General features: G+C 66.6%; 8 protein-coding genes and 4 pseudogenes. 1 reads left to right on the top strand and 11 read right to left on the bottom strand.

What is annotated here, in order from left to right; all coding sequences use genetic code 11:
- Window positions 1–76 precede the first annotated feature (76 nt).
- From AB0D31_RS20680 to AB0D31_RS20640, 9 genes and pseudogenes are all read right to left on the bottom strand, one after another.
- Window positions 77–766, bottom strand: a complete 690-nt coding sequence (locus tag AB0D31_RS20680; protein WP_362724965.1) for a hypothetical protein — start codon at window positions 764–766, stop codon at window positions 77–79.
- Window positions 763–1,473: a hypothetical protein gene (locus tag AB0D31_RS20675; protein WP_362724962.1), complete on the bottom strand. Its 711-nt coding sequence runs from the start codon at window positions 1,471–1,473 to the stop codon at window positions 763–765. The genes AB0D31_RS20680 and AB0D31_RS20675 overlap by 4 nt, the downstream gene beginning before the upstream one ends.
- A gap of 253 nt (window positions 1,474–1,726) precedes the next feature.
- A pseudogene (locus tag AB0D31_RS20670) lies at window positions 1,727–2,927 on the bottom strand (IS3 family transposase).
- A 318-nt stretch (window positions 2,928–3,245) separates the two neighbouring features.
- The gene (locus tag AB0D31_RS20665; protein ID WP_362724971.1) at window positions 3,246–3,374 is read right to left on the bottom strand and encodes a hypothetical protein; all 129 of its coding nucleotides are present in this window, start codon (window positions 3,372–3,374) and stop codon (window positions 3,246–3,248) included.
- Window positions 3,375–3,534: 160 nt separating this feature from the next.
- Window positions 3,535–3,891: pseudogene (locus AB0D31_RS20660) on the bottom strand (transposase); the annotation flags it as partial.
- Window positions 3,892–4,408: 517 nt separating this feature from the next.
- On the bottom strand, window positions 4,409–4,627 hold the full coding sequence (locus AB0D31_RS20655; RefSeq protein ID WP_362724959.1) for a hypothetical protein: 219 nt from the start codon (window positions 4,625–4,627) through the stop codon (window positions 4,409–4,411).
- A 62-nt stretch (window positions 4,628–4,689) separates the two neighbouring features.
- Entirely contained in the window at window positions 4,690–4,908 is a 219-nt protein-coding gene (locus tag AB0D31_RS20650; RefSeq protein WP_362724956.1) for a hypothetical protein, read from the bottom strand.
- Window positions 4,909–5,191: 283 nt separating this feature from the next.
- Entirely contained in the window at window positions 5,192–5,896 is a 705-nt protein-coding gene (locus AB0D31_RS20645; protein WP_362724953.1) for a helix-turn-helix domain-containing protein, read from the bottom strand.
- Between the two features lie 116 nt (window positions 5,897–6,012).
- Window positions 6,013–6,450: a nuclear transport factor 2 family protein gene (locus AB0D31_RS20640; protein WP_362724950.1), complete on the bottom strand. Its 438-nt coding sequence runs from the start codon at window positions 6,448–6,450 to the stop codon at window positions 6,013–6,015.
- Window positions 6,451–6,563: 113 nt separating this feature from the next.
- Between AB0D31_RS20640 and AB0D31_RS20635 the strand changes: the two are divergent.
- A pseudogene (locus AB0D31_RS20635) lies at window positions 6,564–7,436 on the top strand (IS5 family transposase).
- Between the two features lie 13 nt (window positions 7,437–7,449).
- Here AB0D31_RS20635 and AB0D31_RS20630 read toward each other — a convergent pair.
- On the bottom strand, window positions 7,450–7,890 hold the full coding sequence (locus tag AB0D31_RS20630; protein WP_362724947.1) for a VOC family protein: 441 nt from the start codon (window positions 7,888–7,890) through the stop codon (window positions 7,450–7,452).
- A gap of 90 nt (window positions 7,891–7,980) precedes the next feature.
- A pseudogene (locus tag AB0D31_RS20625) lies at window positions 7,981–8,607 on the bottom strand (IS5 family transposase); the annotation flags it as partial.
- Between the last annotated feature and the right edge of the window lie 143 nt (window positions 8,608–8,750).

Raw genomic sequence — 8,750 nt, 5'->3', positions numbered from 1 at the left:
TTCCCGCCCCACGCCCTATCGGGCTGGCCGCGGCGCTTACGAGCTTGAGGCAGCGCCCCTTTTCCGGGGCATCCTCCTAGGCGAGCCCTCCGTAGGTAACACGCCTGCCAGGGCCCAGCTCAAGGGCAGTGCGTTCGGCTAGTTTGGTTCCTCGTTGGTCGAGCTCCGCACGCCTGGCGTCATCGCTGGCTTCGTCACGCTCCCGCAGGTAGAGCTCCATGTTGGCGTCGATGTCATGGGACCACTGGTACAGGTCGGCAACGAGTTCGTCGGACAGGTCGAGGCTGAAGGCAGGGTCATCGGGCGCAAAGTCTCCGATTCCTTCTGCTCGGAGCGGATGCCACTTGTATTCACCCTCGACGCTGATGTGCAACGGCGCAGGTGGATTGGTGTGCGCGTCCTGGACCCAGTGCAGACGAGGACACTGCCAGCAGACGAATTTTGCTGTGCTGTGGCCTTCGTCCCAGAAGCGCACGGCCCACAGGGGCCCGAGATATATGGCCAGAGCCCTGGCGAGTTCGAGACCTCTTTCTTGATGAGTGCGCAACTCCACTGCAGAGATGGGCTTGTGAGCCGGGCAGGTCTGGGACCATTCGGCCAGCTGCTGTGCCAGCCCATCGGGAAGCGCCAGTTCCGCTGCATCTAGAGGGATGTTGCGTGGGGGGCCGTGGGGTTCGACAGGGTCACAGCTGTCCACTGCGTAGATCGGTGATGGCTGACCCTGAGCCCGAATCAGCAGATGGTCTGGAGGGGAGGTGTTGGTCATGCGGGGTTCGCTCCTACGATGAATCCGTTATCGCCGACCGTGATGGCGAGTCGCTGGGTCCGCCCGTTGTACACGGTTTCGTAGATCGGCCTACCGGTGTCGGCACCCTGGTAGCCGACGATCTTGCCTTCGTTCAGGGCCCGGGTCAGCAGCTTGGGAATGTCCTCCGACGCTATACCCCGCTCGATGAACTCACCGCCGTGCCGCAGGAGAATGTGAACGAGTCCTGCCTTGGCGTTGCCCTTCTCCAGCCAGGCCAGTGGCACCCCTGGCCGGGCGTACCGGACCACCATGATGAGGTCCGCCCGCTCGAGATTGGCGCCGCTTGCCTCGAGCTTCCTGACGAGGTCCAGGTCGAGGCTGTTTGCCGCCTTCGAGCGGTCAGCCATGCGCTCTGAGAGGCGGAGCGCCATCCCAGCGAGGCTGTCGGGGTTGGCCAGGTCTGCCGCTGAGGGCTTCTCACCGATGAGCTTCTTGAGGTCACCCAGGAGCTTTTCGGCTCCCACCCCGCTCTTGATCGCTTCCTCGACCAATCCCGCATACCGGAGGGCTTCAGCGATCTTGGCGCCGGGAACGGCCAACACCATGGCCCAGGCACAGCCCTTATAGCTTCCGCCGTCATTGCCCGGCAGGATCTTCTTGCCGCATTCGATGAAATCACCGAGGAGAATCTTGACGGGGTCGATGCCCGAGTTGAACTCGGTCATCGTCAGAGTCCGGGCGACGGTCTGGGTCTGGTTCTCGAGTGTTTCGGGTCCGAGGAACAGGAGGTCCGCGGGTGGGCACCCGTACTGGGACGCCGGCGCGTCCTCTGCGGTGCACAGGTACCAGGTGTAGACCGCGTTGAAATGGATCGTCGCCGTGATATTGCAGTCCCCGGTGTGGAGCCAGACACTGCAATTCTTCGTCTTGATGTCCTGCGGCTCACCTATCTGAACCGCCCCGGGTTCGATAGAGATCTCAGATGATGGTTGTGACCTGGGGTTTCGTGGATTCCATGTAGTGGTTGGCTTCGTATTCGACGGGCGGGACGTGCCCTATCTCACCGTGGAGTCGGCGGTGGTTGTACCAGTCGACCCATTCTGCGGTGGCCAACTCGACCTGGGAGAGCGACTTCCAGGGCCGTCGGGGCTTGATCAGTTCGGTCTTGTACAGGCCGATCGTGCTCTCCATCAGGGCATTGTCGTAGGCGTCGCCGACCGATCCGATCGAGGCGGCGATGCCGGCGGCGTCCAGATGCTCGGCGAGCCGGAAACTCGTATATTGCGACCCGGCATCCGAGTGGTGGATCAACTCGCCTGGCTTAACTGGGTGTTGGTCGCGGTCACGTTGCCACACGGCCATCTGCAGGGCGTCCAGGACGAAGACCGTTTCCTTCACGGTGGCCGCGGACCAGCCGACGATCCGGCGGGAGAACGTGTCCACGACGAAGGCGACGTAGACGACACCGGCCCAGGTCTTCACGTGGGTGAAGTCCGCGACCCAGCAGCGGTTCGGGGCGGCAGCGACGAAGTCGCGGTCCAGCAGGTCCGGCGCCCGTTCGGCCTGCCCGCCGGGCAGCGTGGTGATCACCTTCTTGCCGCGGACGGCGCCGGTGATGCCGAGTTCGCGCATGAGGCGCTCGACGGTGCAGCGGGCCACGGCATGTCCTTGCCTGTTCAGTTCGCGCCAGATCTTCCGGGCCCCGTAGACGCGGTAGTTGGACGTGTGGACCTCTTGGATGCGCTCTTTGAGTTCCTCGTCGCGCACGGAACGGGCGGAGGGAGCTTCGAGGCGTTTCTTGTGGGCGTAGTAGGTGGAAGGGGCGATCTTGCAGTCGTGCCCGGTGAGCGTCCTGCAGATCGGCCGACGCCGCCGAAGCGGTCCCGGTGCTCGTCGATGAACGCTACGAGCGTGTGTGTGGCCGGTCGAGCTCGGCCGCGAAGAAACTCGCCGCGGCCTTCAGGATCTCGTTGGCCCGCTTCAGTTCGGCGTTCTCCTTCTTCAACGCCTTGAGCTGGGCGGACTCCTCCGTCGTCGCCCCCGGACGTGCCCCCGTATCGATCTCGTGCTGCTTCACCCAGTTCCGCAGCGTCTCGCGGGAGCCGATGCCGAGCTTCTCGGCCACCGCCTGCAGGGTGGCCGTCTCGTTCGGGTAGTCGTCGCCTGCCTCGGCGACCATGCGCACCGCGCGACGGCGGAGCTCAAGCGGGTATCGGGAAGGTCGTGCCACGACTCGATCCTTTCATGAAATCGAGTCTCCATTCGAACCGGGGCGATTCACTCGAAGGGTTGCCGATCACGGTGCTGGCGCCGGACTACCAGCGGATCCTGGGCGTGCTCGAGGAGCGGCAGCCTCCGGGCCAGGGGCCGCTGAAAGCCAGGGAGATCGCGGTGGAGTTGGGCCTTGGGACGGCGTCGGCGTAGGTCGAGGTGGTGCGCTCGAAAGCCTGGCGGCTGGCGGAACGTGGGTGGCTCGTGCAGGAGACGTCGGGGATGTTCAGCGCCGGCCGGCGGCCCGTGGCCGTGCCAGGCGCCGGCTCATCCGGGTGACCATCGACCACCGGATCATTGCCTCGCTGCTGGCGGGCAACGTCTCGTAGTCCCGGGCCAGTCGGCGCGAATGCATCAGCCACGCGAACGTGCGCTCTGCCACCCAGCGCCTGGGCAGCACCACAAACCCCCTCCATGTCGTCGGTGCGCTTGACGATCTCCAGGGTCAGCGCGAGCTTGTCCCGGCACCAGTCGACGAGGAAGCCGGTGTAGCCGCCGTCGGCCCAGACCAGGCAGATGTCGCGGTGCATGCGGCGCAGCCGGGCCGGCAGGCCCGTCGCGGCGCCGCGGTCGCCGATGTTCGCGGCGGTGACCGCGATGACCAGGAGCAGGCCGAGGCAGTCGGTCACGATGTGCCGCTTGCGGCCGCCCCCTCTCTTTCCGCCGTCGTAGCCGCGTGAGACGGACGGCACCGAGGCCGCGGCCTTCACCGACTGCGCAGCGATGATCCCGGCCGTCGGCTCCGCCTCACGACCCTCTCGCTCACGCACCCGTCCGCGCAGCCGGTCGTGGAACTCTGTGATCAGCCCGTGCTCGCGCCAGCGGCGGAAGAAGGCGTAAACGCGGCCCCACGCAGGGAAGTCCGCGGGCATCGCCCGCCAGGAGATCCCGCCCGCGACCAGGTAGCGGATCGCGTCCAGCAGCTGCGGTGGCAGTAGCCCTGGGGCTGCCCGCCCCGGCCCTTCAGCCAGGCCGGCACCGGCAGCAATGCCGGACGGCCGCCCATTCCGCGTCCGACATGTCGCAGGGATACCATCGTTCCCACTCCGGATGGCCGGCCGCTTTGCCGTACACATGCGCGAGGCAATCACACGATGGAGCAGCCGAGTTGAACTGAACGGGCTCGGACACGAACAACAACGACACCAGAGCCTCCCGGCACTGCTCGGTCAGATTCGCATCCCCGAGCTACCGAGAGGCCCTGTCTTCATGCGCGTACAACGGGAAGATCACCCCGGCGGGAAACCTGTTCGACCCACACATTCCATGATCGGTTGAGATACGGCTTCTGACAGTGACAGCCGCGCTGGTCATGATCTGCGCGGCGCCCGCCCATGCCAACGCGAACGTGCACGCGGACAGGGTCGATCTGTCGGTCCGGGCGCCGGCCTACGCGTCAACACCGTGCGCGGCACCATGGATGGTCGGGGCAGCGGGGTGCGCGCGCAGTTGTACGCGCAACCCGGGGTCCACGGCGTACAACGTCACCGGGTGGCAGGCCGCGACGCGGGAGAGCTGGGGCAGTACCAGGGTCTCCACCATCGAATGGGTGTGGAAGGGCGAACGGGTGTTTCCGTCCGGGACATGGCTCTGCCTGGTGTTCAACAAAGCCCCAGGAGACAACCCGTGCGCCAGGATCCATAGCTGATCTCCCCGTGAAGGGGCGAGGGTCACCGCGGATCCCAGTCCTGCGGCCCTCCACCACGCCACTCGATGAGCGGCGAGCGGACCACGTCCAGGTCGTCGAGGCCGTCCAGGCCCGCGCGTCTCAGGTACTCGGTCAGATCACGCAGATCCCGGGCCCTGCCCAGGATGCTGCCATCGACCCGCACACGGCGGCCGCCCGTCTCGTCAGGCGGATACACGACGATCACCCGGTCTGTGGCCATAGCACCACCGTGAGGCAGGCCGGCCGCACCCGCACGCTCACCCCCGTGGCGCACATACGAGGGCGCCTGGCGATCGTTGAGCTGCACGCACCTCACTCCAGTCGGTGCGTGCACAGATGCCGGGGGCCCGGGAGCACAGCCGGGCCCCAGGCATCGTTCCCCTGCCATGGCAGGCGGCATGGCCCGCCGATCGGCGCGGGCACCACGGTGACCGCGCGAACCCGTCCCATGGCGTTCCGTCCCCGCCGCTCCCGCAGACCAAGCCCCACCCTCCTTTTCTTGATCATCGGGCGTAGGGAGTCGGGTAGAAGGGGATGCCTGACCCCCACCAGGGCCGAGCATGGCGTCTGAGCAGGCAGTTTGTAACTGTCACGAGGAGGGGGGGTGCAACAGATGCCGCAACAGGTTGTGCAACAGATGGTGCAACAGATACGAGGGCGGCGCCCCGAGTTGGCGTCTGGCCGGGCCCACAGCGGGACTGCAACGGCGACCAGGACCCGCACCGTCTCCCGCTTGAGCCGCCAGTCCGGCTGTGGGCCCACGAGCGCGCTTGCCCGGCATGCACCCCGAGTCCGCCATGGCGTCCTTTCCCTCCACACGGCAGAACCCGAGATCCCGCCCGCGTCCCAGGCCGCCCCCCGCCCCCGGCTCCCCGCACCTCTGCCCGGCTATCGCGTACAAGAGGTGTCGGCGTACGCAAGCGGCTTGCCCACGGGACTGACCTGCTCCTACGGGCGCCCGGCGATTCGGGGGGGCACACCCCCGGCCTCACCCCTGGTGCACCGCCGGAAACAACCGTCCAGCACCCGGTACAGACAACGCGGCCCGCGTGACGCCATCGCTGGACCGAACGGACACTGACCCGCAGATCTCCGGCGATCGCGCTACTGCCCTCGCCCCGTGCGAACCGCTCGGCCGCCTGGAGCCGTAACTCTTCGCGGAACTGCTGCCGTTCGGCGGTCAGCCCGCCCCCTTGTGGATACCGCATGACTCCGGTGATACCGCAGCCACCCGGCCAGCCGTCACCCCGTACGACACCACGAGTTCAGCCTCAGCCGGCTTGTTCGTCGAAGGCCGAGCCGGATGCGGCCGGGTCGGGAATCGCTACGGTGGAACGTTGCCGAAGGTCATGCGGTGCCCGCGGGCTGTGTCCGTGTATTCGCGGACGCGGTGGATCAGCCCGTTCCGGAGCTCGAAGACGAAACAGTAATCGTTGATGTGGTGGTTGCCGTTGACGAGCATCGCCGTCACGGTCGCCTCCACGATCCCCCGCTCACCGTCGGCGTGAAACTGGTGGAAGGTGACGCCAAGGTCACCGACGAACAAGCGGGGGAAGTCCTCGGCCCAGAACCGCACGATCGCCTCCCTGCCCACCATGTGGCTGGTCACCTTGAGCCTGTGGTCGATCAACTTGAGCGCGGCGACAGTGGCGTTCCCCGGGGGCGACAACCACTCGGCGTCCTCGGTGAAGACCGCAGAGATCCGGTCGGGGTCGTTGCTGGCGAGCGCCTGGAAGGCGACTTCGATGAGGCTGCGGTTCATGAACCCACGATCGCCGCTACCGCGCACCGGAGTCTTGGACAAATGTTCCAGTCGGTCACCCCTAATAGGCCGTGCATCAAAAGTGGATCTTGGGCGGCGAATGATCACGGTTCATGGGACGGGGAGATCTTACGGACGAGCAGTGTCGGTGCTGGAGCCGTTGTTGCCGAAGGGGGCGAAGGCGGGGCGACCGCCTGTCTGGCCTCGGCGGCAACTGATCGACGGCATACGGTTTCTGGTCCGGACCGGTGTTCCGTCGCGGGACGTGCCCGTCGAGTACGGGCCGTGGGGCCGGCCTACGACCTGTTCCGCCGGTGGCAGCGGGACGGCACCTGGCACCGCATCCTGACCCGGCTCCAGTCCCTGGCTGACGCGCGAGGTGCGATCACGTGGGACCTGAACGTTGACTCCACGGTCTGCCGCACTCACCAGACGCGGCCGGGGCACGCAAGCAGGGCGATCTGCAGAAGGAACCGCCAGGTGGCGTGTTTACCGAGCCTCGTGATCACGGACTGGGACGCTCGCGCGGCGGGTTCACCACCAAGCTGCACCTGGCCGTCGAACAGGGGCAGAAACCCATGTCGACCGTGATCACCGCCGGGCAGCGCGGGGACTCCCCGCAGTTCGAGGCCGTCCTCGGCCGCATCCGGGTGCCCCGGCTGGGGCCTGGTAGACCACGCACCAAGCCGAGTCGGGTGCGCGCCGATAAGGCATACGCCTCCCGCAAGAACCGCGCCTACCTGCGCAGACGAGGTATCCGCTGCACCATCCCTGACAAGGCCGACCAGGCCCGCAACCGAATGAAACGCGGCTCCCGGAGCGGTCGGCCGCCACAGTTCGACCCGGAGGACTACAAAGCTCGGCACGCGGACGAGTGCGGCATCAATGGTCTCAAAAGGCATCGCGCCGTGGCTACACGGTACGACGAGCTCGCGGTCCGCTTCGAGGCCACCGCCCTCGTCGCGGCCATCAGCGAATGGCTGTAACGCACGCAGACACTCAGCCGCCCAAAGCGATCAGCGCGCCGCGGGCGTCAAACTGCGCACCCGGCGCCCATGCGATCTCCCAGCGATTGCCTTCCGGGTCAGCGATGTACGCCGACCGGCCGCCCCACGAACGGTCTGCCGGCTCCCCCACCGCGGTGGCGTCAGCCGCCACGGCGGACGCGAAAGCCGAATCCACCTGCTCACGATGGTCCACGTTGCAGATGAGTGTGATCCCCGACCACCCAGCACGGCTTGGAGCCCCATCCGCCGCCTCCGCCGCCAGCTCGTCAACCGGATATAGAGCGAGCAACACCCCGCCGAGCAGGAAGCCCGCCCAGTTGTCATCACTGGATGGGAGTTCCTCCCATCCCAAACCGCAGTAGAAACGGCGCAACTCCGACATATCCAGAACGCCGAGCGTCACGGCAGACAACCGAGAGGGCAATTCAGACATGTCGAGATCATGCAGGCAAAGTGGCCACCCATCAAGCAAGCCGATATCACTTTCGGTACGCGCCCTATTAGGGCCTGTGTGACGTTGTGATCATTCGGTGGTCTTGAGTAGGTCGTCGATCCAGATCATTGCGGCGCGGAGGTGGAGATCGGCGAGGTAGCTGTCCGGGGTTTTGTCGTATCCGGTGGCGATGCCGCGCCAGGCCTTCAGCCTACTGATGAGTCGTTCGACGGTGTTCCGTTCCTTGTAGAGGCCGGCGTCGTGGCCGACGGGCGGACCACCTCGTGAGCCCTTCTTCTTCCGGTTGGCGGCCTGGTTCTTCTTCTCCGGGATGCCCGCTTTGATGTTGCGTTTACGCAGGTAGGCGCGGTTGCCGCGGGATGAGTTGGCCTTATCGCCGGCGACTGCATCGGGCCTGATGCGGGAACGGCCGACCGGCAGACGGACCCGCACCTTCTCGAGCACGGGGATGAACTGCGGGCTGTCCGCGGCGTGCCCGGCGCTCAGGACGAACGCGAGGGGACGCCATCTACGGTCCACGGCAAGGTGAACCTTGCTGGTGGGGCCGCCCCGGGACCGGCCGAGCAGGGCTTCCTTCAGGCGGAGCTTGCGTCGGCGCCGGATGCGCCGACGCTCGGCCTGTCCGTTCTGTTCCTCCGTGCCACCCCTTTGCCGAGCCGCTTCCTGCTCCTGCGCGGCTTCTTCCAGGGCCGCCACCCGCGGAGCCCGCGAGGCCCAACGGCTCAACATCCCCGCGGACCCGCCCTTCACCACCACCATCGCCACCGCGAAAGCCGACACCACCGGCTTCATCGCCTGGCGCCTCAACACCCTCGACCCGCACGAAGTCGAAGGGTGCA

The sequence above is a fragment of the Streptomyces sp. NPDC048361 genome, from assembly GCF_040651795.1.
GTDB lineage: Bacteria > Actinomycetota > Actinomycetes > Streptomycetales > Streptomycetaceae > Streptomyces.
This window is presented reverse-complemented; position numbering and strand designations above follow the sequence as displayed.

Bases quoted from the DNA above. Each gene is read 5' to 3' on its own strand.
- AB0D31_RS20680 (WP_362724965.1), bottom strand. From the start codon at position 766: ATGACCAACACCTCCCCTCCAGACCATCTGCTGATTCGGGCTCAGGGT.
- AB0D31_RS20675 (WP_362724962.1), bottom strand. From the start codon at position 1,473: ATGACCGAGTTCAACTCGGGCATCGACCCCGTCAAGATTCTCCTCGGT.
- AB0D31_RS20665 (WP_362724971.1), bottom strand. From the start codon at position 3,374: ATGCATTCGCGCCGACTGGCCCGGGACTACGAGACGTTGCCCGCCAGC.
- AB0D31_RS20650 (WP_362724956.1), bottom strand. From the start codon at position 4,908: ATGGCCACAGACCGGGTGATCGTCGTGTATCCGCCTGACGAGACGGGC.
- AB0D31_RS20645 (WP_362724953.1), bottom strand. From the start codon at position 5,896: ATGCGGTATCCACAAGGGGGCGGGCTGACCGCCGAACGGCAGCAGTTC.
- AB0D31_RS20640 (WP_362724950.1), bottom strand. From the start codon at position 6,450: ATGAACCGCAGCCTCATCGAAGTCGCCTTCCAGGCGCTCGCCAGCAAC.
- AB0D31_RS20630 (WP_362724947.1), bottom strand. From the start codon at position 7,890: ATGTCTGAATTGCCCTCTCGGTTGTCTGCCGTGACGCTCGGCGTTCTG.